At 61.8% G+C, this 23,697-nt stretch carries 22 protein-coding genes and 1 tRNA gene; 9 read left to right on the top strand and 14 right to left on the bottom strand.

Features of this window, described 5'->3' with window-relative positions; genetic code table 11:
* The first annotated feature begins 16 nt into the window (after nucleotides 1-16).
* Genes KGJ62_11360 through KGJ62_11345 form a run of 4 tightly spaced genes read left to right on the top strand, consistent with a single transcriptional unit; the run spans nucleotide 17 to nucleotide 3,658 of the window.
* On the top strand, nucleotides 17-544 hold the full coding sequence (locus tag KGJ62_11360) for an acyltransferase (GenBank protein ID MDE2127178.1): 528 nt from the start codon (nucleotides 17-19) through the stop codon (nucleotides 542-544).
* Entirely contained in the window at nucleotides 537-1,313 is a 777-nt protein-coding gene (locus KGJ62_11355) for a methyltransferase domain-containing protein (protein MDE2127177.1), read from the top strand. Before KGJ62_11360 ends, KGJ62_11355 begins: the two co-directional genes overlap by 8 nt.
* Before the next feature lie 6 nt (nucleotides 1,314-1,319).
* Nucleotides 1,320-2,408: a glycosyltransferase gene (locus KGJ62_11350; protein ID MDE2127176.1), complete on the top strand. Its 1,089-nt coding sequence runs from the start codon at nucleotides 1,320-1,322 to the stop codon at nucleotides 2,406-2,408.
* Entirely contained in the window at nucleotides 2,405-3,658 is a 1,254-nt protein-coding gene (locus KGJ62_11345; protein MDE2127175.1) for a glycosyltransferase family 4 protein, read from the top strand. Before KGJ62_11350 ends, KGJ62_11345 begins: the two co-directional genes overlap by 4 nt.
* 73 nt (nucleotides 3,659-3,731) lie before the next feature.
* Here the strand turns inward: KGJ62_11345 and KGJ62_11340 are convergent, their stop codons facing one another.
* Nucleotides 3,732-4,001, bottom strand: a complete 270-nt coding sequence (locus KGJ62_11340) for a hypothetical protein (protein ID MDE2127174.1) — start codon at nucleotides 3,999-4,001, stop codon at nucleotides 3,732-3,734.
* 117 nt (nucleotides 4,002-4,118) lie between these two features.
* Here KGJ62_11340 and KGJ62_11335 point away from each other — a divergent pair, with 117 nt between their 5' ends.
* Nucleotides 4,119-6,086, top strand: a complete 1,968-nt coding sequence (locus KGJ62_11335) for a polysaccharide biosynthesis protein (protein ID MDE2127173.1) — start codon at nucleotides 4,119-4,121, stop codon at nucleotides 6,084-6,086.
* A gap of 39 nt (nucleotides 6,087-6,125) precedes the next feature.
* Here KGJ62_11335 and queC read toward each other — a convergent pair whose 3' ends face one another.
* The 5 genes from queC to asnB all read right to left on the bottom strand — a co-directional run bounded on the left by queC (nucleotide 6,126) and on the right by asnB (nucleotide 12,069).
* The gene (queC, locus tag KGJ62_11330) at nucleotides 6,126-6,782 is read right to left on the bottom strand and encodes a 7-cyano-7-deazaguanine synthase QueC (protein ID MDE2127172.1); all 657 of its coding nucleotides are present in this window, start codon (nucleotides 6,780-6,782) and stop codon (nucleotides 6,126-6,128) included.
* Between the two features lie 25 nt (nucleotides 6,783-6,807).
* Nucleotides 6,808-8,196 carry an MFS transporter gene (locus tag KGJ62_11325; GenBank protein ID MDE2127171.1) on the bottom strand — a complete coding sequence of 463 codons (1,389 nt, stop codon included), beginning with the start codon at nucleotides 8,194-8,196 and terminating at the stop codon, nucleotides 6,808-6,810.
* On the bottom strand, nucleotides 8,193-8,813 hold the full coding sequence (locus tag KGJ62_11320; protein MDE2127170.1) for a sugar transferase: 621 nt from the start codon (nucleotides 8,811-8,813) through the stop codon (nucleotides 8,193-8,195). Before KGJ62_11320 ends, KGJ62_11325 begins: the two co-directional genes overlap by 4 nt.
* Nucleotides 8,814-8,931: 118 nt before the next feature.
* Complete coding sequence (locus KGJ62_11315; protein ID MDE2127169.1) at nucleotides 8,932-9,939, bottom strand: NAD-dependent epimerase/dehydratase family protein; 1,008 nt, start codon at nucleotides 9,937-9,939, stop codon at nucleotides 8,932-8,934.
* A gap of 138 nt (nucleotides 9,940-10,077) precedes the next feature.
* Nucleotides 10,078-12,069: an asparagine synthase (glutamine-hydrolyzing) gene (asnB, locus tag KGJ62_11310; GenBank protein ID MDE2127168.1), complete on the bottom strand. Its 1,992-nt coding sequence runs from the start codon at nucleotides 12,067-12,069 to the stop codon at nucleotides 10,078-10,080.
* 74 nt (nucleotides 12,070-12,143) lie between these two features.
* On the opposite strand from asnB, the gene KGJ62_11305 reads away from it, so the two are divergent.
* The 3 genes from KGJ62_11305 to KGJ62_11295 are packed head-to-tail and all read left to right on the top strand — an operon-like array spanning nucleotide 12,144 to nucleotide 15,314.
* Nucleotides 12,144-12,713: an NADH-quinone oxidoreductase subunit B gene (locus tag KGJ62_11305; GenBank protein MDE2127167.1), complete on the top strand. Its 570-nt coding sequence runs from the start codon at nucleotides 12,144-12,146 to the stop codon at nucleotides 12,711-12,713.
* 53 nt (nucleotides 12,714-12,766) lie between these two features.
* Nucleotides 12,767-13,267: an NADH-quinone oxidoreductase subunit NuoI gene (gene nuoI, locus KGJ62_11300; GenBank protein MDE2127166.1), complete on the top strand. Its 501-nt coding sequence runs from the start codon at nucleotides 12,767-12,769 to the stop codon at nucleotides 13,265-13,267.
* 34 nt (nucleotides 13,268-13,301) lie between these two features.
* A complete protein-coding gene (locus KGJ62_11295; protein ID MDE2127165.1) occupies nucleotides 13,302-15,314 on the top strand; it encodes an ATP-dependent DNA helicase in 2,013 nt (670 codons plus the stop codon).
* Here KGJ62_11295 and fmt read toward each other — a convergent pair.
* Nucleotides 15,309-16,256 (bottom strand): methionyl-tRNA formyltransferase, encoded by a 948-nt coding sequence (gene fmt, locus KGJ62_11290; protein ID MDE2127164.1) that lies wholly within the window; start codon nucleotides 16,254-16,256, stop codon nucleotides 15,309-15,311. The two genes, KGJ62_11295 and fmt, sit on opposite strands and share 6 nt — an antisense overlap.
* Nucleotide 16,257: 1 nt before the next feature.
* Nucleotides 16,258-16,821: a peptide deformylase gene (gene def / locus KGJ62_11285; GenBank protein MDE2127163.1), complete on the bottom strand. Its 564-nt coding sequence runs from the start codon at nucleotides 16,819-16,821 to the stop codon at nucleotides 16,258-16,260.
* A gap of 198 nt (nucleotides 16,822-17,019) precedes the next feature.
* Here def and KGJ62_11280 point away from each other — a divergent pair, with 198 nt between their 5' ends.
* Entirely contained in the window at nucleotides 17,020-17,694 is a 675-nt protein-coding gene (locus tag KGJ62_11280) for a Bax inhibitor-1 family protein (protein MDE2127162.1), read from the top strand.
* A 36-nt stretch (nucleotides 17,695-17,730) separates the two neighbouring features.
* On the opposite strand, the gene KGJ62_11275 is transcribed toward KGJ62_11280, so the two are convergent.
* The 6 genes from KGJ62_11275 to KGJ62_11250 form a co-directional block, all read right to left on the bottom strand.
* Nucleotides 17,731-17,803, bottom strand: a tRNA-Arg gene (locus KGJ62_11275).
* A gap of 53 nt (nucleotides 17,804-17,856) precedes the next feature.
* Nucleotides 17,857-20,523 carry a pyruvate, phosphate dikinase gene (gene ppdK, locus KGJ62_11270; protein ID MDE2127161.1) on the bottom strand — a complete coding sequence of 889 codons (2,667 nt, stop codon included), beginning with the start codon at nucleotides 20,521-20,523 and terminating at the stop codon, nucleotides 17,857-17,859.
* Nucleotides 20,524-20,663: 140 nt separating this feature from the next.
* Nucleotides 20,664-21,659 carry a Gfo/Idh/MocA family oxidoreductase gene (locus KGJ62_11265; protein ID MDE2127160.1) on the bottom strand — a complete coding sequence of 332 codons (996 nt, stop codon included), beginning with the start codon at nucleotides 21,657-21,659 and terminating at the stop codon, nucleotides 20,664-20,666.
* Nucleotides 21,656-22,132, bottom strand: coding sequence for a hypothetical protein (locus KGJ62_11260; protein MDE2127159.1), 477 nt, complete (start codon nucleotides 22,130-22,132; stop codon nucleotides 21,656-21,658). Before KGJ62_11260 ends, KGJ62_11265 begins: the two co-directional genes overlap by 4 nt.
* A 73-nt stretch (nucleotides 22,133-22,205) precedes the next feature.
* Entirely contained in the window at nucleotides 22,206-23,144 is a 939-nt protein-coding gene (locus tag KGJ62_11255; GenBank protein MDE2127158.1) for a ribokinase, read from the bottom strand.
* A gap of 30 nt (nucleotides 23,145-23,174) precedes the next feature.
* Nucleotides 23,175-23,697 (bottom strand): hypothetical protein (locus tag KGJ62_11250; GenBank protein ID MDE2127157.1); only part of this gene is annotated, 523 nt, incomplete at its 5' end.

Below are 23,697 nucleotides of genomic sequence, written 5' to 3'. Positions count from 1 at the left end.
AGGCGGAGGAGTAGCGATGCGGCGGCTTCTTAACGCGCTGTGGCGGGAGTGGCCGCTGCACTTCGTGATGTTGGCCGTCAATTGGCTCCCGGATAGCCGGCCGTGCCTGCAGCTGCGAGGCGCGCTGATGCGGCCATTTCTGCGCTCAGCGGGCCGCAACCTGCAGATTGGCCGTAATGTAACGGTGCTTAACGCCGGCCAACTGTCCGTTGGAAACGACGTCTATATCGCGCAGGGAACCTGGATAGCGGCCGAGGAGCCGATCAGCCTCGGCGATGAAGTGCTGATCGGCCCGTACTGCGTTCTGGTGTCTGCCGAGCACACGCGCTCCGACGGATCATACCGATTCGGCAAGCATCGGCCCGGACCACTGGAGATCGGTCGCGGCGTGTGGCTGGCCGCGCACGTGGTCGTGACGGCCGGCCGCACGATCGGACCAGGCACTTTGGTGGCTGGCGGCGCCGTTGTGACCGGTGACCTTCCGGCCAACGCCATTGCAGGCGGCATTCCAGCGCGAGTACTCAAGGAGGTTGCAGATGAGTGAGGTCGGTACTGGGTCCATCGTTGACCCAATGTACACAACAGGCAAGTTCTACACGGAATCGAAAGGCGCTCGTGATGCAGCATTCAAAATTGCGGAGTTGAGGAAGCTTATTGGTCCGCTGTGCGGCAAGTACAACTTCCGGTTCAACCGGGCAGCGGACATCGGCTGCGATACCGGACAGACGACCTTTCTGCTGCGCGATATGCTTCGCGACCTTGGGTTCCCGCAGGCCCAGGCGGTAGGTTATGACCTGCACCCGCACGTAAACGAGATTCAGGGGGATGACAGCACGCGATTCATCCAGGGCGACTTTTGCGCCACTAAAGAGGCGACTTTTGACCTTGCTATCCTCCTCGACGTGATCGAGCACGTGCCAGCGCCGGCAGATTTCATGCGGCAGGTGGCGAATAAGGCGCGCTGGGTCGCCCTGCATATCCCGCTTGACAACACGTGGCTCAACTCTCTCCGCAACCAGTCAGCCAAAAAGCTCGACTACCCGGGCCACCTCGTCATTCTCGATATCCCGTCTGCAATCAATCTGGTGACGCTGTCGGGCCTGCGGGTTGTGGCCTACAACATCGACCCGGCTTTTCGGGCGCCAAGCGGCAGGGCAACGAAGATGCTCAAGCTCATGTATCCCCTGCGGCAGCTGCTGCATGCGATATCGCCATTTCTACTGCAGCGGACACTCGGTGGCGTCTGTCTCACGGTCCTGGCGCGGTCGCCGATCGACATGGAAGCCGGCCAGGCTAGCGCCGCGAGCGGCTAGCCGGTTATGCGTGTTGCATTGCTTGCGGCCTGGGCTGGCGGCCACGGGTCACGGTGGGCAAATGGACTGGCGGAGCGTGGCTGTGAGGTTCACCTCATTACCATGCACCCCGGCACTGAGCCACTGGCGCCGGGCGTCACGCCGCATCGCCTGCCAATACCGGCCCCGGCGGGCTACTACCTGAACAGCGTGTCGCTAAAGCAGTTGCTGCGTCGGATTCGACCCGATCTACTCCACACGCACTACGCAAGCGGCTATGGCACGCTCGGCCGCCGCTGCGGCTTCCACCCAGCTCTCCTATCGGTTTGGGGCAGCGACGTCTACATCTTTCCAGATCAATCGGATCGCAACCGCCGCACCTTGTTGCAGAATCTGGCCGCGGCGGATCAAATCTGCTCCACAAGTCAGGCCATGGCAGATCGAGTGCGCGCCTTGTGGCCGCAAGCGCCGCCGCTGCACATTACGCCGTTCGGCATTGATACCCGGCGGTTTGTGCCTCGCACAGGCCCAGCGACCTGTGGCGACGAGATCACGGTCGGCACCATCAAAACGCTCAAGCCGGTATATGGCGTCGATCTACTCATAGAGGCTTTCGCAAAAGCCGTGCAGATTTCGTCGAAGCAAGCTGCCGATAGGCTGCGTCTGCGAATTGTGGGTGGTGGCCCGGACCGGGCTACGCTGGAGGCGCTCGCGCTTCAGCAGAACGTAGCGCCGGTGACGCAATTCGACGGCCAGGTACCACACGACGAGGTCGTCACGAGAATGCACCAACTGGATATCTACGTTGCCCTCAGTCGCTCTGAGAGCTTTGGCGTGGCCGTGCTGGAAGCCTCGGCCTGCGGCTTGCCGGTGGTTGTATCCAACGTCGGTGGCCTGCCCGAGGTGGTTCGCGACGGTGAAACGGGCGTAGTTTGTGCAGCTGAGGACGTGGACGCAGCGGCGGCGGCAATCGCGGGGTTAGCTGCGGATCCGGAGCGTCGCGCTGCGATGGGCGCCGCCGGACGGAGATGGGTGTGCGATGCCTATTCGTGGCCGGCCAGCGTTGACAAGATGATGGCCGTATATGCGGGTATGACCGCGGGCGCACAGGCGTGAAGCCTTCATCGCCGGCGCGATTCATTCTACTTAGCCCGTACTACCCGCCCGAGGTGAGCGCCGTCGCGGTCCGGCTGCGGGCATTCGTGCGCTTCCTGGCGGAAGCCGGTCACCCTGTGCGGGTTCTTACCGGCATGCCGAACCATCCAACCGGCATCATATTCCCGCCATACCGTCGACGCATTGTTATGAAGGAGCAGATCGATGGGATCGCTGTGTCACGCGTTTGGTTGTATGCCAGCGCCGGGGCTGGAATACGGCGCCTTCTTAACTACCTGTCATTTACCGTTACCTGCTTTCTCCCACTCCTGTTCAGCCGGCGAGCCGATTACCTTCTGGTGGAGTCACCGCCGCCGTTCATCATGCTTCCGGCCGTCCTTGTGGCCCGCCTGAAGCGGATGCCGGTACTCCTGATCGTCGCCGATATGTGGCCCGACACGATCGTTGCGCTTGGCCTGATGAAACCGGGACGCGCATTGCGGCTGGCCCAGCGGCTGGAGCGGTGGAGCTATCGATCGGCGGCGCGGATCACCTCGCTTACCACCGGCATATCCGAACGGCTCGTTGCCGAGAAGGGCGTACCGGCGGGTAAGGTGCTCTTCCTGCCGAATGGGGTGGATCTGGACCTGTACGCGCCGGCGCCACCCGATGAAGAGGTACGCCGAGAGTATGATCTTCCGCAAGGCCCGATTCTTCTGTATACCGGCACGCACGGATTCGCGCATGGCCTCGGCGTGGCGCTTGACGCCGCCGCGATGCTGGCGGACACCCCGATACAGTTCGTCTTTTTCGGCTCGGGATCCGAGAAAGAGACGCTGGTTGCGCGAGCCCGCGATATGCAGCTCACCAACGTTCACTTCCGCGCCCCGGTGGTTCAGGAGGTGATACCTCGCCTGTACTCCCTGGCGTTCGCCGGACTCTCCACGGTCGCCGATATTGCAATGGCCGAGGAGATCCGTCCGGCCAAGACCTTCCCCATCATGGCGTGCGGCAAGCCGGTAGTCTATTCCGGGCGTGGTGAGGGAGCGCGGCTAATCGCGGACAGCAGAGCCGGCCTCGTGGCCGGCGTTGCCGATCCCCGTGAGCTCGCCACAGCAATCAAGCGTCTTTTCGAGGATCCGGAGTTGGCTGTCGAGATGGGTTCGCGAGGCCGCGAGTACATACGGGAGCACCTCGCCTGGGATCACCTGGTTGCAGCCTGGCTCGAACAACTGGAGCAGGCTGAGTTGGCAAGCCGCCGCGCGTCCTGACTTGCCAGGACGGCGTCAACACCGGCATTGGCGTCGCGACGGGGTAAAAATGCCCCTTATGTTTGCTGCCGAACTAGGTTTTGGTATCAATTCCGGCGTCCAGCCGGGTATAATGGACAGAAGTTTGGTCCGAAACATCGGGTTGGCTGAACAATGCAACTTGCACCGCGTCTAACGCATGGGCGAGTTTTTGTTCATCTCTGCCGGTACATAGCGCCAACTCGGGATGGGCGTGGTCGATCGCATGCTTGCGCCCCTGATGGCGGCCGAGTGCAACCTCTGTATTGCCCAGCGAGACATAGGTTGCCATGCCGTAGCGCATGGAGTTTGGGTTGCGTCGCACACGTGACCGCATCTCCCGGAAAACGAAGCAATGAAGAACGATACCAAACACACCGATGGCGCTCCGTCGCGCTTGTGGAGCCGGATTGCCGGGCTGCACAATCGACACTTCTTTGCGATGGACATTGTGGTCCTCCTCCTTTCGCCGGCGATTGCTCTCGGTATTCGGCTGGAAGGCCACAAGTCATTTAACGGGTTGTGGTCCGCACTGGCGATCTACACGGTGGTTGGGCTGGTTATCCGCCTCGTTGTTCAGCGCGTCTATCGGATGTACAACAAGTTCTGGCCGAAGGCCAGCGTGCTCGCGCTGGTACAGGCGGCGCAGGCCGGCGCCGTCTCCATGGTCGCCATCTACGTCATCTACGGCGCATACAGTCTGCTCACTCCGGAACGGACGCACGTACCGCGAAGCGTTCCATTCATCGACTGCCTGTTTGCATCTCTCGTGATGATTGGCCTGCGGCTCAGCACGCGCCTTGCCGACACGATCCTCAGGCAGCCACAGGTGGAGGGTGGCCATAACGTACTCATCGTCGGCGCAGGATCGGCCGGACAGCTGGTGGCGACTGAAATGCGCCGGAATCCGCAGCTCGGCATGCGGCCCGTAGGGTTCATTGACGATGATCCCCGGAAGCAACGGCTGGAGATCGAGAACCTGCCCGTACTTGGTGGCGCGGATGCGTTCCGGCAATGCATCATTGACAAGAGCGCTGCTGAAGTAATTGTGGCGATGCCAAAAGCTTCCGGTGCGGCGGTACGGCGCTTTGTGACGATCTGCGAGGAGGCCGGCGTGCCGGTTCGAACGCTGCCGGGCATGTACGAAATCCTCGGAGGGAAAGTCACACTCAGCAAGCTTCGGCCGGTGGATATTGAAGACCTGCTGCGCCGGGACCCTATCGTGACCGATACTGAGGCCGTTCGTCAGTTTCTTTCGGGTAAGTGCGTGATGATCACGGGCGGAGGCGGCTCCATTGGCAGCGAGTTGTGTCGCCAGATACTGCAGGCAGGGCCCCGCTGCCTCGTTATGCTTGGCCACGGCGAGAACTCCGTGTTTGAAGCGCAGAATGAGCTCGTGAAGATGGCGGCCGCGATGTATCCGCAGCGCGATGATCGGCCGGAGATCGTGGCGGTGATCGCCGACATTCGAATGGAGCGCCGAATTGCCCAGGTGATGGCCGAATTCCGACCGGATGTCGTTTTCCACGCAGCAGCCCACAAGCATGTGCCGCTGATGGAGAACAACCCTTCCGAGGCGATCACCAACAACGTTTTCGGTACTCGCAACCTGTTGCGCGCCGCAGAGGAAAACGATGTCGGGCACCTGGTGATGATCTCCAGCGACAAGGCGGTTAAGCCCAGCAGCATTATGGGGGCTTCCAAGCGGGCGGCAGAGATGCTGGTGCTCAACACCGCGCGACGGACCGGCAAGCACTACGTGGCCGTTCGTTTTGGCAATGTGCTCGGCAGCCGCGGCAGCGTGGTGCCTATCTTCAAGCGACAGATCGCGGCCGGTGGCCCGGTTACCATCAGCCACGAGGATATGACGCGATTCTTTATGACGATTCCCGAGGCCGTGCAGTTGGTGCTTCAGGCCGCCGTTTTGGGCAACGGCGCTGAAGTGATGATGCTGGATATGGGCGAGCCAATCCGAATCGTCGATCTCGCCGAAGACCTGATCCGGCTCTCCGGATTCGAACCGCGCGTCCAGATTCCCATCGTATGTACCGGTGTCCGGCCCGGCGAGAAACTTCGGGAAGACCTGTGGATTGAAGGAGAGCGCTACGAGAGTACGGGCCATGAGAAGATCCGCATTGTGCGTAACGCCACCGACTTCATTCCGGACAACATGGACGCGCCGCTTCAGGAGTTTGAAGCCGCAGTACTAATGGGCGGACGTCAGCCGATCCTGGACTGTCTGAAGAAACTTATTCCGGAGTTTGTTTCCGATGAAGACCGCGCCGAGCAGCATATCGCAACCGATGTTCGCAGAAGCGCAATCCGCGCAAATGTTCGGGTTGCCCCCGGTGGCCGCTCCGGTGATGATGACGAGCGAATCGGCGATGGCGCCGGTATCCCGCCCAGCTAAACCGGTGGCCTTCCGCCCAGTGGAACGGCCGGGTCGCGGTTAGTCGGCCCAATCGGCGCGTACCGCATAGGGCAACGGATCCTCAAGGCCGGCTCGCGCGAAACCCCTCAAGCGCAAAGCACAGCTGTCGCATTCACCGCACGCAGCGTCCTCTCGCTGGTAACAACTCCAACTCAGCGCCAGTGGCGCCCCCAGTCGGACGCCCAGTTCAACGATCTGCTGTTTGGAGAGGTGAATAATCGGCGTTACCACGCGGATCCTTCCGGCGGCAGTACCTGCTTCAATCACCCGGTTAAACGCGTCGAAATAGGCGGGCCGGCAATCGGGATATCCGCTGCTATCCTCGAAAACGGCGCCGATGTACACACGTGTGGCGCCAAGCACCTCGGCCCACGAAACGGCGATGCTCAAGAGATGGGCGTTCCGGAATGGTACGTACGAGGCTGGTATGGCGGTGCTCTCCAGGTCGGCCGGTGCAACCGGAATATTGTGGTCGGTGAGACTACTCCCGCCGATTTGTGTCAGATGCTCCAGACTGCACTCCAACCGATGCGAATCTGGGATTGCGTAGTGGGAGGCAATGTCCCGAAACGCCTTCAGTTCGCGCCTTGCAGTGCGCTGTCCGTAACTGACGTGAAGCATCGCCACAGCATCCGATTCTGTTTTGGCGATAGCAGCCGTGACGCAGCTATCCATGCCGCCGGATACCAGCACTACCGAGCTACTCAACGGCGTGCCCCGTGGTCAGGGCCGCGCCGCCCTCCGATCCCGTGCCGGCCTGCCAAATGACGGGATTAAGCCACTGCACGGCACAGCATACCGCTCCGAAGAGGCCCATTCCGGCCACAACCGGTGACGCGCCGTAAAGGCCGGCAGCCCAGCCGGCCACCGAAGTAGAGAGCGGCGCCGTGAACTGGGCGATGAGCCGCCGCACCGAGAATACGCGCCCCTGCATGGGGGGCGGCGTCTCGCCTTGCCAGATCGCCTGACTGTGCGCATTGGCGATTGGTCCGGTCGCCATGATGCAGAAGGTAAGGACCACCGCGGTCGGGTAGGAGTGTGTGGTGGCATAAACCACGATGAGCGCGCAGTTCGCTGTCAGTGGGAGGAGGATCCCCGCGACTCGGCGGCGCCTCAAACCACCCCATAAGCTCACGACGAGTCCGCCCGCGAATCCACCGACGCTGGCTATAGTAGCTAAAAGGCCTAAGGCTGCTGCGAATGTATAGTGGCGCCGCGCCCAATCCGCTGCGTACTGGTATTTCACGAGCAGCGGAACCAATACCATCGCCGGCGCGGCCGCAAAGTTTACTACCGCAAATGTGGAGAGCAGCCAGACCAGAGGCTTGCGCTGCAACACAAATCGCGCACCGTCACGGACGTCGTCCCAGATCGACTTGCGCGTGATGCCGTCGGCATGCATCAGGTCGTGCCGTTCCGGCGAAGGTACATGGAGCATCGTCATCGTCAGGGCCGCCATGAGAAACGTAACGGCGTCCACGCATACGACCAGAGGCATCCCGTTTGGCATGGCTCTTAACCAATGCGGTATCAGCGACGGCGACGATGTGTGACGCAGGAGCGCCGGCGCCGAAATGATGAGAGCTGCAACGGCCGGCGATGCCATGCTCGATAGATACCACATCGTCTGCATCATCCCATTTGCGCGAGGAAGCTGTTCCCGAGTGACCAGCATCGAGTAGCACGTATCAAAGGCAGCGCCGTGAAACTGCGCCGCGAGTGCGAACAGCACGGTGAGAATCAGCAGCGGAGCGATCGCCAACCTGTGCTCAAGGAGCAGCCATGCCAGGGTACTGCTCAAGCACGTGCTGAGGAGGTCCATCACAATCATGATCCGCTTGCGGTCATGCCGGTCTGCCCACGCGCCGGCCAGCGGTGCAATAAACGTGGGAAGCACAAACGCCAGGCTGACGGCGCTGATGGACCACGCTAGCAACCGCTTCTGTGCCGGCAGCGGATACATCGATTGCGCCAGCCAGATGTTAATGGCGAAATACGTGAGCGCGCTGCCAAATACAGAGACCGACTGCGTCAGCCAGAGGATCCTGAATGTACGGAAACCACGTGGCGGCGGCTGGTACGTCGTCAATCCGTCTGCGCCTTGCGCCGAAATCCCGGTACCATCGGGAGGAGGATGGCGGTAAAAGTCCGCAAAATCAGGCCCAGATCGCCGAATAGCGTGTGGTGCCGCACATAACCCAGGTCCAACGCCAGTTTTGCCGGCATGACCTGGCTGATGTAGAGTTGTTCAGGGTCGGCTGCGCGTGCCAGAATGGCCTCCTCGTCACGGAAGGCGATCTGCGAGGGCCCCGTCACACCGGGTTTTACCGTCAATACCTGCCGCTGCTCCGCCGTATACATCGCAACATAGTGTGGGATCTGTGGACGCGGGCCCACGAGGCTCATTTCGCCTCGGAACACGTTGAAGAGCTGGGGCAGCTCGTCGATTTTCGTGCGGCGTATTATACGCCCGGCCGCCGTAACGCGAGCCTCACCGGCGTATGCGGCAGGGCCGGCAGCGTCGTTTACCGTCATGGAACGAAACTTGTAGACCTTGAACAACTCGCCACGAAGACCAACACGATCCTGTCGAAAGAAGATGGGACCGGGTGACGACCGCCGGACAGCAATGGCCGCTATCAGCAAAATGGGCGAAACAAGCGCGATACCGAATGCAGAGAGCACAACGTCAAACGCGCGCTTCATCCAGCCATCCCCCCAATTGCTCCTCGGCCATGATGTCTCAGTAGTTTGGCGCAACCAATGCCCGGGCATGTCGGTCGGCTGCGTGAGCAGAGAACCGCCATCATCCGATCTCTGCCGCCTAGACCTCGTAGTAGTCGCGATACCACGAAACGAAGCGTGGAATGCCGGTTTCGATGGTGGTGGTTGGAACGAATCCGGTTGCGTCGGTGAGAGAATCGATGTCGGCAAAAGTCTCCTGGACGTCACCAACCTGCATCGGGAGAAAGACTTTCTCGGCATCGCGTCCGAGCGTTTCTTCGAGCACGCGGATGAAATCCATAAGCTGCACGGGCGTGTTATTGCCGATATTGTAGACGCGGTACGGGGCTGTACCCTGATCCGGGCGAGTTAGCGAATTCGGGTCGTCGGTGGCGACCGGAATGTGCGCCATTACACCGCGGATACCGCTCACAATGTCATCGATGTACGTGAAGTCGCGCCGTAATTCACCATTGTTGAATACCTCGATAGGTTCTCCCGCAAGGATCGACCTGGTGAACATGAATAAAGCCATGTCCGGCCTTCCCCACGGCCCGTATACAGAAAAGAAACGGAGGCCGCTGGTTGGCAGCCCGTACAGGTGGCTGTACGTGTGGGCCATCAGTTCATTGGCCCGTTTGGTGGCTGCGTAGATGCTGATCGGGTGATCCACCGGTCCCAGCACCGAGAACGGAATCTGCTGGTTGGCGCCATATACGGAGCTGGACGATGCGTACACCAGGTGCTCCACATGGGTGTAGCGGCAACTCTCCAGAATGTTCATAAACCCGGTTACGTTACTCTCAACGTACACGTGTGGATTTGTGAGCGAGTGACGGACGCCGGCCTGTGCAGCCAGGTTCACCACGACCCGCGGTCGATAACGGTCGAACAGCTGCTGCACCGCTGCCCGGTCAGCCAGGTTGGCTTCCACCATGTGCAAATCGCCGATGCCACGGAGATTGGCGAGCCGATCCCGCTTCAGCTGAACGGAATAGTAGTCGTTGACGCTGTCCAAGCCGACTACGGTTTCGCCATCCTGCAGCAACGCGCGAGTTAGGTGGTACCCAATGAACCCGGCCGTGCCGGTCACAAGAACGGGACTCATCGAATGATCATCATGGGCGCAGTAATAGGACCTCGCAGGCACCGGCCGGGGTGGCGCAAGTCGGGCCGCACTCAATTCGGCGAATCGCCGCGGCACGTAAGCGGCGCGATTGACCGTCCGGCGGTGTCCGAGTATACCTTATGGGGTGGGTGGCGTCGTACCGCCGAAGAGGTGTGCGGAAAGCAGCATGAATGTGCGCTGGAATAGACCGCGGCGCGAGATTCCGGGCAGGCTGCGGCCGGCGCAGAACGCCTCAACCACCGGCCGGTACTTTTCCGGCCGATACAGCGCCGCGATCGGCGAATTTGGCGAGAGCAGCTCCTCCCGTAACTGTGCTTTGAAGGCATCGGTCGTCCAGCGGTCCATCGGTACGCTGAACCCGCGTTTCGGCTTGCGCGCCACGGCCGGCGGGAGCCAGCGCTGCGCAACGCCCCGCAGAACGCGCTTTGCCTCGGCTTTGCGCACCTTCAGTGCGTGCGGCATCGTGAGACCATATTCAAATAGGCGCTCATCCAGCATCGGCACCCGCACCTCCAGGCTTTCGCGCATCGAAGCGCAATCGACCTTGAACAGAAAGTCACTCGGCAGCACCAACCGGCCGAACACTTCGGTGAGGCGCGCAGATAGCTCCTCTGTTTTGCTGCAGCCGGCGGGCAGTTCGATGCGCCACTGAGGTTCAAAGAGCCGCGTAACGGGCTCGGCCCCGTCAAATGCCAGCCAGGTCTTTGCCTCAGCAGGGCGCATCCAGCAGCAGGCATTGGCAAGCAGCCCGGCCGCACCGAGGCCATCCATCTCGCGCAGTCGCACCGGCCATGTGGCCGGAATGGCGCCGACGCTGCCGGCTGCGCCGGCGCCTACCGCAACAGCCCGGCGAACGATCCGCGGCATCGCCTGAATGCGCGCCGCCTGGGAAACCTGCCAGAAGGCGTCGTAGCCCCCAAAAGCTTCATCCCCGCCGTCACCGGACAAAGCCACCGTAACGCGAGACCTCATCAGGCGCGAGACGGCGTTCACACCGAACAGCGAGGTATCGGCAAAGGGCTGGCCGGCATGGATCAGCATGCTCGTGATCGATTCCCACGAGGTGTCAAGCGCCGTCATTTCCAAAGTCTCGTGGTGAGAGCCGATGGATTCCGCCGCGGCGACGGCTGCCCAGGTCTCGTCATAGTCGCGATCTGGAAACTGGACATTGTACGTGTGCAGATCGCCGCGCAGCGCGCGCGCGGCGGCGGCGCTCACGAGTGACGAGTCGATTCCGCCGCTCAGCAGCGCGCCGAGGGGCACGTCGCTCTCCATCTGGCTGGCTACTGCCTCGGTGATCAGGCTCGAGGCACAATCTACCGACGCCCCCAGCCGTGCGGCCGGATTCGGCGCCACGCACCAGGTGTGGTACCGCCGGTCGCGGCACTCCACGCGCTCGCCATTCAACCTGGCCGTCAGATGGCATCCAGGCTGTAAAGCTGCAATATCTCTATACCACGTGTCGGGTGCAGGCACGTAGCACATCGCGGCCAGGTCGGCCGCAGCCTGCATGTTGATCGAAGCGCCAATGCCGGGAAGCGTACGCAGAGCGCCGATCTCGCTCGCGAATGCAAGCAGGTGCGGCTTTACCGAATAAAAGAGTGGTTTGATGCCAAATCGATCTCTGGCAAGGTGCAAGAGGTCATGCCGGACATCATAGATCGCTACCGCGAACTGGCCCGTCAGGTGGTCCACAAACCCGGCGCCGTACTCTTCGTAAAGGTGCGGGACCACCTCCGAGTCGCATCGTCCCCGAAACGTGTGGCCCGCCGCTTCCAGGCGGGAGCGGAGGGCATGGTGGTTGAATATCTCGCCGTTCAAGGCGATCCAGACGGTACCATCCTCGTTTGACATCGGCTGCGCGCCGAGGGGCGAGAGGTCGATAATCTGCAGACGGTTATGGGTAAGCGCGGCGGCAGGCCAAAGCTTTATCCCGGTTCCATCGGGGCCGCGGTGTTCCATCTTCCGAGCCAATACGGCAGCCCGGCTGGATGCGTCTTCAACGTAGCCGAGCCAGCCCCCGATACCGCACATGAGGTGTAGTCGCCTTTCGTGGTGCTGTCGTCGGTGGGTGATCGGCAGCGCGCCTGCCATTGTACCTGCCGGCATGAGCGCCGCACGTTCTCCGAGGTACAATAGGGCGTGCGCACGATCGCGTGCAATGCGCCGGAACCGGGGAGAAGATGGCTAATACATTTACCGAGATAACGGTGCACGATTCGGCTTCACCTACGCCGGCATTCGGACCGGGCGGCGAGCCGTTCGTACTCGCAAGGCTTGAGGAGCTTGTGAACTGGGCACGGCGAAACAGCCTGTGGCCGCTCACATTCGGACTCGCCTGCTGCGCCATTGAGATGATGGCCAGCGTGGCTACAAGGTTCGATCTCAGCCGCTTCGGCGCCGAAGTGTTCCGCGCCACTCCGCGTCAGGCAGATGTGATGATTGTCGCGGGCAGGGTCTCCACCAAGATGGGACCGGTTCTACGGCATATCTACGACCAGATGCCGAATCCCAAGTGGGTCATCAGCATGGGAGCTTGTGCTTCAACGGGCGGCGTTTATAACAACTACGCGATTATCCAGGGTGTTGATCAGATTGTGCCGGTTGATGTTTACGTGCCCGGATGCCCGCCTAGTCCGGATGCGCTGATCTATGGGATTATGAAACTGCAGGAGAAGATCAAGGCCGGCGGCAGTGGCAAAGTCCTGGAACTGAAGCCGTTAATGGCACGGAACCGTGGTGAGGAGGTATGAAGCCCTCATTCCTCTCCCGCGACCTCGTTCGCAAACTGACCGCTCCGCAGAGAATGGGTGATGAGACGGTTGGCGGAGCGCAGGCGATCGCTACCGGTCTTGGAATCACGCTGAAGCACTACGCGCAGCAGGTTCTGCGCACGCGCCCTTCCGGCACGGTTCAGTATCCTGAAGAGCGGCGCGAGCAGTTCCCCCGAACGCGCTGGCGGCATGTGCTGACCCGCTACGACAACGGGCTGGAAAAGTGTATCGGATGCAGCCTTTGCGCCGGCGCATGCCCGGCCCGCTGCATCTATGTTGAGGCGGCAGAGAATACCGACGCGCGCCGCTACTCACCGGGTGAGCGTTACGCGGCACGGTACGAGATCAATATGGCCCGCTGTATCTTCTGTGGCTACTGCCAGGACGCTTGTCCAACCGGCGCCATCACCCTGCGCAAGGATTTTGAACTGGCCGACTACACGCGGAAAGACTTCCTCTACACCAAAGAGATGTTGTTGGAGCCTGCGCAGCGCGCGAGCACTTCACATAGCGAGTCCGGGTCCTCACGCTGACGGCCGGTTCACGGCCGCGTAATCACAACGGCGGATGACTTCCCCAGAAGGCAGGCGGGACGCGGCCGGCCTCACGCTGTCTCAAATCTTCGACCGGGGCGGTCCGTTGGCCGCGCTCCTGCCTGAATACGAGACCCGTACCGAGCAGCTGCACGTGGCCGAGGCTGTCGAACGCGCGTTCCGCCGCGGCGAGCACTGCCTCTGCGAAGCCGGAACGGGAACGGGCAAATCGCTGGCGTATCTCATTCCCGCGTTTCAATCGGCAATCGGTGGCGAGAGAACCGTCATCAGCACCTATACCATCAACCTGCAAACGCAGCTGATGGAGCACGATATACCGCTGGTTCAGCGGCTGTTTGGTAATGCGGGCGCGGAAATCAAGGTCACGCTGATGAAGGGGCGCGGCCACTACTTCTGCCATCAAGGCTACGACACGGCGCGACGATCTCTGTTCATGAGCAGCGACCCGGGTTTCGCTCGGCTGCAGGCGTGGGCAGAGGATCCGGCATGGAGCGGTGATCGGGCTACCCTCGATTTCCTGGTAGACGGCTGGTACGACGTAGCAGCCAACTCCGAGACGTGCCGCGGAATGAGCTGCGACTGGTTCAGCCGGTGCCATTACTTTAACATGCGGCGTCGCGCGGCGGAGAGTCAGATACTGGTGGTGAACCACGCGCTGTTCTTCACAGATCTGGCGATGCGGGCCGAGGACGAGGGCGCCAAGCTGCTGCCGGAGTACCGGTACGTGGTCTTCGACGAAGCGCACCACCTGGAAGCGGCAGCTACCGACGCTTTTTCCCGGTCGGTGAATTCGCTCCAGATACCTGCGCTCGCAGCACGGCTGCAGCGATTTGTCGGCATAGATCTTGACACCGCAGCGCTTGATGAACTGGCGCGGCTCTCCAATCGGATCTTCGCCAGCTTCGGCTCGATGGAACGGCGCGAGTTCTTTATGAGCGACGCGCGCGAGCGGTGCCTCGTTCGCCAGGGGGATGTTGAAGAGGTACAAGCCGCAGTTACCGCCGTTGCAAGGAGTGTGGAGACACAGATCCCCGAGAACGAACTGCTGGCAGACAGACTGGCAGGGGCTAGTACGCAGCTGCAAGCCTTCGCAGCCGCCCTTGCCGCCGTGTATTCGGACGAGGACACGAACACAGTCCGATGGGGAAGCGTAGACGCCGGTTTCAGCCGTCGCCGCGATACCGCAGTTACGACTCTCAGCGCCACGCCTGTCAGTGTTGGCGGTGTGCTGGAGTCGCAGTTGTGGTCACCGCTGACAGCCGCCGGCGGCGCCGCGGTCATGCTCTCTGCCACACTGGCCAACGGCGAAGCCTGCGACTACACGCGACGGCAATTGGGCTTGCCGTATGGCACGGCCGAGTGTGTTGTGGGCAGCCCGTTCGACTATCGCAATAACGCGATGCTCTACGTACCGCGGCACCTGCCCGAGCCGAAACGTGGTGCAGATGAGGCTTACAGTAGTGCGGTTGCTGGTGAGATCGCACGCATCGCCGACGCAACGCAGGGCAGGGCGTTTGCCTTGTTCACGTCGCGGGCCGCGCTCAACGCCGCTTACCCGCGCCTGCAACAACTCAGTTCACTGCCGCTCTTCCGACAGGGTGACCTGCCGCCGCAAAAGCTCATTGAACTGTTTACACGGTCGGGCAATGGGCTGCTGCTGGGTGTGCAGACCTTTTGGGAAGGCGTGGATATTCGCGGTGAAGCGCTGTCGTGCGTCATTATCGACCGCATTCCGTTTGCCGTGCCGGATTCTCCGGTTACTGTATCGCGCACCCGGACTATGGAAGCCGACGGCATCGACAGCTTTACGGGTTTTAGCGTTCCGCAAGCGCAGTTGCGGCTCAAACAAGGCTTCGGTCGCCTGATCCGGACGGCGGCCGATACCGGCATCGTCTGCATTCTCGACACGCGTCTCTTGAACCGCCGCTACGGCCAGGCGTTTCTCGACTCGCTTCCTCCGGCCCGCTTTACCAGCGATTGGTCCGTGGCCCAAACCTTCTGTCACGGCCTGCGATCCAGCTCATAACGCCATATCGGCGCGCAATCCCGCAGCACGCGCCCACACCGCTGCCGGCATGGCGCTTCTGCTGGAGGGCTGTACCTCCCAAAGACGGACGACGTCGTCGGCGGTTGCGATATCTGCCCAACCGTCGCGGTTGTTTACGGCCACGCATACACCGGCATTCGCTGAACGCATGATTTCGCCATGCGAGCACCTTTGGACGCGAACCCGCGTTCCGCGGAACGCGAACCACGCTCCGGGCAGGGGTGAGAGACCACGCACCCGGTTGATGATCTCTCCGGCGGGCCGGTCCCATCCTATCTCTTGCTCTGCGGCATCGATCTTCGGTGCGTAGCTGGCGCCTCTTCCATCCTGCGGCAGGCGCACCTGCGTCCCCGCAGCCAACTGGTCCAGAGTCTTCAGCGTAAGCGCAGCGCCGAGTTCTGCCAGCCGCGCACCCAGCGAACCCGCGTCATCGTCCGGCAGAATCGCTGCTCTTTCCGCCATCAGCACGTCGCCGGTATCAATTCCTGCATCCATCCACATCGTAGTGACGCCGGTTTCCGCTGCACCCTGCATAAGCGCCCGCTGGATCGGTGCTGCCCCTCGCAGGGCCGGGAGCAGCGAGCCGTGAACGTTTACCGGCGCGATCGATGCGATATCGAGTAGGGCTTGCGGCAGGATCTGGCCAAAGGCGGCAACGAGGATAATCTCCGGAGCGAGCGCCTGAGTCTCATTCAGGAACGCCCTTCGCCGAACCCTCTCCGGGCGCAATAGCGGCAAACCAAGCCGAAGGGCCGCTTCGGAAACCGGTGTGGGCTGCATCCGGCGCCCGCGGCCAGATGGTCGATCCGGCTGCGAAACAACCGCGGCAATGTCGTGACCGGCCGCCGTCACCCGTTCCAAAGTGGGCCGTGCAAACTCCGAGGTACCCATAAACAGGACGCGGAGGCGGCGATTAGCCAAGCTACTCTTCCGGAGACTCTTCGTGGTCTTCGCCAACGCCGGTTAGCCATACCAGGGTGCCGGGTTCAGCGCGCTCGATGAACAGGATCCCGTCCAGATGATCCATTTCGTGCTGGATCACGCGCGCCTCGAAATCCTCGGCCCGCACAGTTATCGGCCGACCGTGGTCATCCAACGCCTTCACACGTATCTCCATCGCCCGTTTCACCGTACCCCGGAGCCCCGGAATCGAGAGACAGCCCTCCATCGGCTCAAGCTGTTCGCCGCGGTAACTGGCAATCCGGGGGTTGACCAGCGCGCGGATGCCGTCGCCGGAATCGTAGACCAGCGCGCGCAGCGACACACCAATCTGCGGCGCAGCCAGACCGACGCCGTCGGCCTTGACCATCAGACGGCGGAGCTCAGCGAGAAGCCTGGAGAGGCTGGCGTCAGCGCGCTTTACCGGCGCCGCCTTTGCCAGCAGTACCGGATCACCAATCTTCACGATCTCCGGGTGTCGCTCCCATGCGGGAATCAGCTCAGGAGGCGGCAGGGTGGGGTCGGTACAGGGAACAGTGTCTGGCATAGTCTACAAGCGATCAACGCGCTGGCGGAGTCGGCGCATCCAAGGGCCGTTCGTACGTATGGTAATTTACCCGAACCGCCGCGTCAGCCGCAAGGCAACCGCTGCCCCGTACCGCGACGCCGTGCCAAACTTCGGGGTAGAATCGTGTCAAATCAACCGTTTGCCCACCCACACAAGGGTGAATGGAAATCAGAACCTATGCAAACCGCTGCCGTTGGATATCGCGTAATCGACGCACCCGTGGATGTACGGGCGGCCTTTGTCCGGAAGGTATTTGGGATATTCTTCTCGTCCGTCCTCGTTTCGGTGGCGGCCGGAGCTTACGTTGCCGGTCAGGCCAACCTGGCGATTGCCGTCCTCAACAACTTCATGGTTTTGCTGTTCGTTGGGCTTGGCGTGGGTATCGGGATGGTCTTTCTCAGCCGCGTCCAGGGCGTGAACTATGCGTTCCTCTACCTGTATTCTGCGATTCAGGGCGCGATACTCGGACCGGTACTCGTCCTGGTTGGCGCCCATGCACCAGGCGTGCCCCTCCAGGCGGCCGTTCTCACCACCGTCGTTTTCGGCGGTCTTGCCGGCTACGCGCTGGTATCCCGGACCGACTTCAATTTCCTGGGCGGTATCCTCACGGTTGGCCTGCTTGGACTCTTGGTCGTTATGGTGGTGCTCTTTTTCTTTCGGCTGCCGTTCCTCAGCTCACTCTACACCTATGCCGGGGTGCTGATATTCAGCGGATTCGTGCTGTACGACACGTCACGGATCCAACATCGGCTTGGTCCGGACGACGCGGTTGCCGGGGCAGTGAGCCTCTACCTGGATGCTCTCAACCTGTTCTGGTTCATCCTTCGCCTGCTTTCAAACCGCCGGAATTAAGGCTGGCGGCGCGGGAGGCATCGCTGGGAACCCAAATGCGCCTGGCAGGATTCGAACCTGCGGCTTCTTGCTCCGGAGGCAAGCACTCTATCCACTGAGCTACAGGCGCGAGTACAGGCACTATACCCGGCGACGCTCCGGCTGTCAACGAATGGCGCGGTGCTACCGGTCGCGCTCAGCCGCGTTCTCGACCACGGCTTGAGCGGCAGCCAGGCGGGCTATCGGCACTCGGAATGGCGAGCACGACACATAGTTGAGGCCCAGCTTGTGGCAGAACTTTACCGACTCCGGGTCACCACCATGCTCGCCACAGATGCCCAGCTTTATCTCCGGTCGAACCTTTTGCGCATCTTCGATACAGATGCGCATCAGGCGGCCCACGCCCGCCTGATCAATCGTCTCAAACGGATCTGCCGGCAGAATCTTGCTCTCCACATACGGCGCCAGGAACTTACCCGCGTCGTCGCGTGAAAAGCCGAACGTCATCTGAGTCAGGTCGTTGGTTCCGAAGCTGAAGAACTGCGCAAGCTCCGCAAGCTCTCCAGCCGTCAGTGCGGCTCGGGGCACTTCGATCATGGTGCCGAACGTGTAAGGAATATCAGAGCCGGCTTCGGCAAGGACGGTGCGCGCCACCCTTTCCAGCTGCTCCTGAACCGTTTTCAGTTCACTGACGTGCCCCACGAGTGGGATCATAATCTCGGGCTGCACGTCCACTCCGCGCTTCTTCACCGCAACCGCCGCTTGCATAATCGCCCTCGTCTGCATGGCAACGATACCGGGCATCACGATCGAAAGACGCACACCGCGCAGTCCGAGCATGGGGTTCGCCTCGCGCATACCGTTGACTGCCGACAGCAGGTGTTCCACCCGGTCACGCTCGGGACCGGTTTCGCCGCGTACCCGCATCGTAGTCGCCTGTTCCAGCAGCTCGTCGTGGCTCGGCAGAAACTCGTGGAGGGGTGGATCGATGAGACGGATGGTGACAGGTTTACCATCCATCGCCTCAAAAATGCCCTCAAAATCGAGTTGCTGCATCGGCAGCAGTCGTGCGAGGGCCGCCTCCCGGTCCGGCTCGCTGCCGGCCAGAATCATCTCCTGTACGATTGGGAGGCGATCCTCCTGGAAGAACATATGCTCGGTTCGGCACAGTCCGATGCCTTCAGCGCCCATCTCAACCGCAGTCCGCGCATCGGACGGGTTGTCGGCATTGGCGCGTACGCGCAATCGTCGCTTCGGATCAGCCCACGTCATCAACTCGCGGAAGTCGGCTCCCAGTTCAGCCGGGAGCAATGGCAGGGCGCCTGGAAACACCTCGCCGGTGCTTCCATCCAGTGATATCAGGTCCCCCTCGCGAACGACTACCCCCCCAACCTGAAACTGCCGGTTGCGATCATCCACGCGAATCGTTTCGGCTCCGGCTACGCAGGGGATGCCGAAGCCGCGCGCCACAACTGCGGCATGCGAGGTTTTGCCGCCACGGGCGGTCAGGACACCCTGCGAAGCGAGCATGCCTTCCACGTCGTCCGGATTGGTCTCGTCGCGAACCAGAATGACTTTCTCACCCGCGCCGCCGTGAACCCCACGCTCAGCGGCAGTGTGCGAATCGAACACCGCGATGCCTACAGCGGCGCCGGGTGATGCGGCGATTCCCTTTGCCAGCGCTGTCGCATTGGCGACGCCGGCGGGATCGAGCCGTGGATGGAGCAACTGATCGAGATGTTCACCGGTGATCCGGCAGATGGCTTCATCGGTGGTAATGGTGCCTTCACGCACCATATCGACGGCAATCTTGACCGCCGCAGGACCTGCACGCTTGCCGGCGCGACACTGCAGCATGAACAGCTTGGAGTGCTCGATCGTGAATTCGATATCCTGCATGTCACGATAGTGCTGTTCAAGCCGGTCGCACAGGTCGGCAAACTGCCGGTAAATCTCGGGGCTTTGAGTCTCGAGGGCCGAGATCGGAACCGGTGTCCGCACGCCGGCCACAACGTCCTCGCCCTGGGCGTTCATCAGGTACTCGCCAAACATCCGCCGCTCGCCCGTACCGGGATCCCGAGTAAACGCTACGCCCGTACCACAGTCGCTGCCGGCGTTCCCATACACCATGGTCTGCACGTTGACGGCTGTGCCCAGGTCATCCGGGATCTGTTCCTTGCGTCGGTAGACAATAGCACGGTCGGTGTTCCACGAGCGAAATACCGCCTCAATGGCCAACTGCAGTTGCTCATATGGATCGGACGGAAATGGACGCCCGGCACGGTTCTGAACAATCTCCAGGAACACACCGGCCATGTGCTCCAGATCGGCGGCCGTCAGGTCCAAATCCGAGTCTGCGCCTCGCGTCTTTTTGTAATCACGCAGCGTGTCATCGAACATCTTCTTGTCGATGTCAAAGGCCACGTTGGCGAACATCATGATAAACCGCCGGTACGCGTCCCAAACAAAGCGGGGATTCTGTGTTTCCTCAATCAATCCAGCTAGCGTAGTGCGATTGAGGCCGAGATTGAGCACCGTGTCCATCATGCCCGGCATGGAGAACCTTGCACCGGATCGTACCGAGACCAGCAGCGGTCGGTTCTCGCTGCCGAAGTTGCGGTCCATCTGGCGCTCAACAGCGGCTAGCGCGGTTCGAACATCCTCCATCAGGCCGGTCGGCAGCTGTGTGCCATTTGCGTAGTACTCGTTGCAAGTTGCCGTGGTGATCGTAAAGCCTGGCGGTACCGGAAGCCCAATATTGCTCATTTCAGCGAGGTTTGCGCCCTTGCCGCCAAGCAGGTCGCGCATCCGGGCATTTCCCTCGTGAAACATGTACACGCGCTTCGTCATCTCAAAATCGCTCCTTCTCGTCCATGTCCCGCTGTGAACGCGTCAACCAATGGCAACCGCGCCCTATGCTGCCGGCTCGAATGCGGGATTGGGGTCGGATCAAAAACAGGAATCTGGGTTACCACGGGTGCGTATCTACCTCAACGGTAGCTAGCACTATTGTACCCGTCGGGCAGCGTGGTCCAGCCGCCACTCGCAACGGGTCGCGCACAAACTGCGGCCCAGACAGCGGCCGCGGTGGCAGCATCTCGCGCGGTGCAAAGTGGCTGCGAATGGCTGTGGATGCAAGCCGCGAAGTGACGGATCGCCGCCTCATCCGGGTCGCCAACCCCAGCGTCATGCGTCAGCCATACCGGCGACTCTGCGGTACGGAATCGCACAAGACCCGTACCCACAACAGCATCGGCAGCGCCCGCACTTCCGGATACGGCTACCGAGGTGCCGGCCATGGGTCGACCGCACGTGGCCAGGATCGATCCGACTGCTCCGTGACATGACGTGATCGCAATCGCCGCCGCGTCCGGGAATCCCGATGCGGCCCCAATTGCCGATCGGGCGCTCCCTATATGGCCTGTCAGCCACGCAAAGAGATCGATGCCTGCGATCGCTGCCGCATCCAGCGACTCGCCGATTGCAGGCGTTTGTTCCGCGGAAACGCTGACCTGGATGTGCAGCGCTCCGCCGAGATCATCGTTCTCGACCATGTCGCGTAGAAACGCGATAGCAGGGTGAAACCGCAACGACGGCACGGGAAGGAAGACCTGACCCTCCCGAAGCGTCACGGCCGCGAAAGCGCGCGCGGCTGCCTGGTCGCCTGACACGGGCGCGCGGCAAAGCACATCGAAACCGGCCGCCAGGGCTGTTTCCACCAGCGCCGTGTACTCGGCGGTCGGTGCGCAAATATCGAGTGCCGAGAACAGTCCGGAAGTAAGAAGGCTTTCGTTAGAGGTAAATGCGGCCGCGCCGGGCGCCAGATCTACGGCTTGCAGCAACCGCTCACGGTCGGCGTCGCAGAATGCTGCGACGTGCACACCGGGTATGCGCTGCCATAGGCCGATGTGGTGAAGGATGGCATCATCGGCTCCGGTAACGGCAACTCGTAGTTCGTGTGCGCGGGTCGCAGGGATTCCGGTCAATCTCCCTCCGCCAGCGAGATCAGACTATCTGCCAGCGCCGCACACTGGTCCGCAATCACCTGCCGCAACGACTCGTCCGGCGGCGGGCCAAAGGTGCCGCCTTCCAGTATCTGGGACAAAGCCTGTCGCGCACCCAATTGGTGGCTCGCGACTCCGGCAACGCGGCTTGCGAGAATCTCCGGCGTAGCGGTCCATTGAACGCCGTTAGCGGTTAGAAACGTCGTGATGGCTATAAGCGCCGTCCGCCGCCGTCCGACCCGCCATGGCGGCTGGAGCAGAAGGGCGTTGAGCAGTCCGGCAGCCTGGTCGACAATATCGCGGGTCTCGCCATACTGGTACTGCGCCGCCATCGCGGCCTCCAGTTTCACCCAGTCAAAATGGTTCGGCCTGCCCGTTACGGTCGTGTTGATCCACGTGATATCGTGTGTGGTAAGGTACACGATCTGCTGGGTTGTGTTTGCCGCGTGCGTCACGAATCTCCTGCGGACCGAACCTGGGCCGGTCTGCCCGATTTACGCTGAGGTTACCCAACCGGGAGCCGCGGTGTCAATTAGCCCTTCGGACAAGCACAGGCGCCTCTGACCGCCATGGCAGGGAGGCCTGTGCGCCGTGCCGCGTCACGGAGATTGCAGCCACTTCGTTCGCCCAGTGTGCGGCTTCGTAAAGCTCAGCGCCTTCGCTCAGAGCCACAGCCAGTGCGCCATTGAAGCAGTCGCCGGCTGCGGTGGTGTCTACCTCGTTTGTGACCATGCCCGGACCAAGGTGTACGCCATTAGGTCCGGCAATGGCGTATCCCAGCGACCCCAGTGTGATTATCGCAGCATCCGCTACCAGTCTGCGCAGCTCGGCTGCAGCAGCGCCGGGATCCCGCAGGATATCGGCCGGCTTGCACTTAAGGAGCGCGGCAGCTTCATGCTCGTTCGGTGTGATAAGGCTCACGCCGCTCAACCACTCGAGTTCGATCCCGGCGTTGTAGGGCGCAGGATTGAGGATGAACCGACTGCCGGTTCTACGCGGAAGCCCGGCGGCGGCCCGAACGGCGGCCAGCGGAATCTCGAGCTGCATCAACAGCAGGCCGCAGTCGAGTATCTCGTCAGCCAGCAGCGCTACGGCGGCCTCATCCATGCATCCATTCGCACCGGCAGCCACTGTGATGGCGTTTTCACCGGAGTTACTCACGGTGATCAGGGCCACGCCCGTGGCCACGTCTCGCGCAACGTCGAGCAGCCGGCAATCGACGCCCGACTCCTCCAAGCTCACTCGGAGTTGAGCCCCAAACGGGTCGCTGCCGACACGCCCGGCAAATCGGACATCGCCGCCTAACCGGCCAGCCGCCGCAGCCTGATTGGCGCCTTTACCGCCCGGTGAGGCTGCAAAGTTGGCGCCAAGTACCGTCTCTCCTGGGCCGGGAATTGCGGCCGCACAGACGCTGAGGTCCATATTTGCGCTGCCGATCACCAGAATTGGCCGGCCAGCGGTGCTCATAGGTCTCCTCCGCCCTTCCAAACTCCCCGCTTAGAAAGTCACCTGGAAGTTGGAGAGCAGGATTGTGCGGCTCTTTCCGAAGAAGGGAGCGGCGTTCTGTTCGGCGTCGTCACGGATCAGATCAAGCATGATGCGCGCGTGCTCGCGCGGCAGATTGTAATTGACGCCGAAGGTGTACTCCTTCAGCTTGTGGTTGGAACTGGCGAGTGTGATGCCGTCCTCCGTCGTGTCGAACGTGCCATTCTCGCCCTCGTGTGAATCCGGGTTCCAGATATCGTAACGAGCTCCCAACTGCCACAGGGGCGATAAGCGGTGCCCAAACGTCAGGTAGCCGCCGGCGGACGAGGTTCCCGTTTTTCCCGGCGCCGGTGCGCCTGCCGCGTAATCGCGAGCGCCGGCGACCTCAACCTCCAGGTCGTTCGAACCTGCGACCCAGTGAAAGGTGGCGCCGAATCGGTCGCGCGCCTCGGCCAGGTGAACCTGGCCGACGTTGGTACCGCCCCACAAGCCCAGTGTAAGGTTTTTGATTCCCTTGTAGTAGAGGCTGGCATCG

Source organism: Armatimonadota bacterium (assembly GCA_028871815.1).
GTDB lineage: Bacteria > Armatimonadota > Chthonomonadetes > Chthonomonadales > Chthonomonadaceae > REEB205.
Note: the sequence above shows the minus strand (reverse complement) of the source record. Positions and strands in the feature narration are given on the sequence as shown.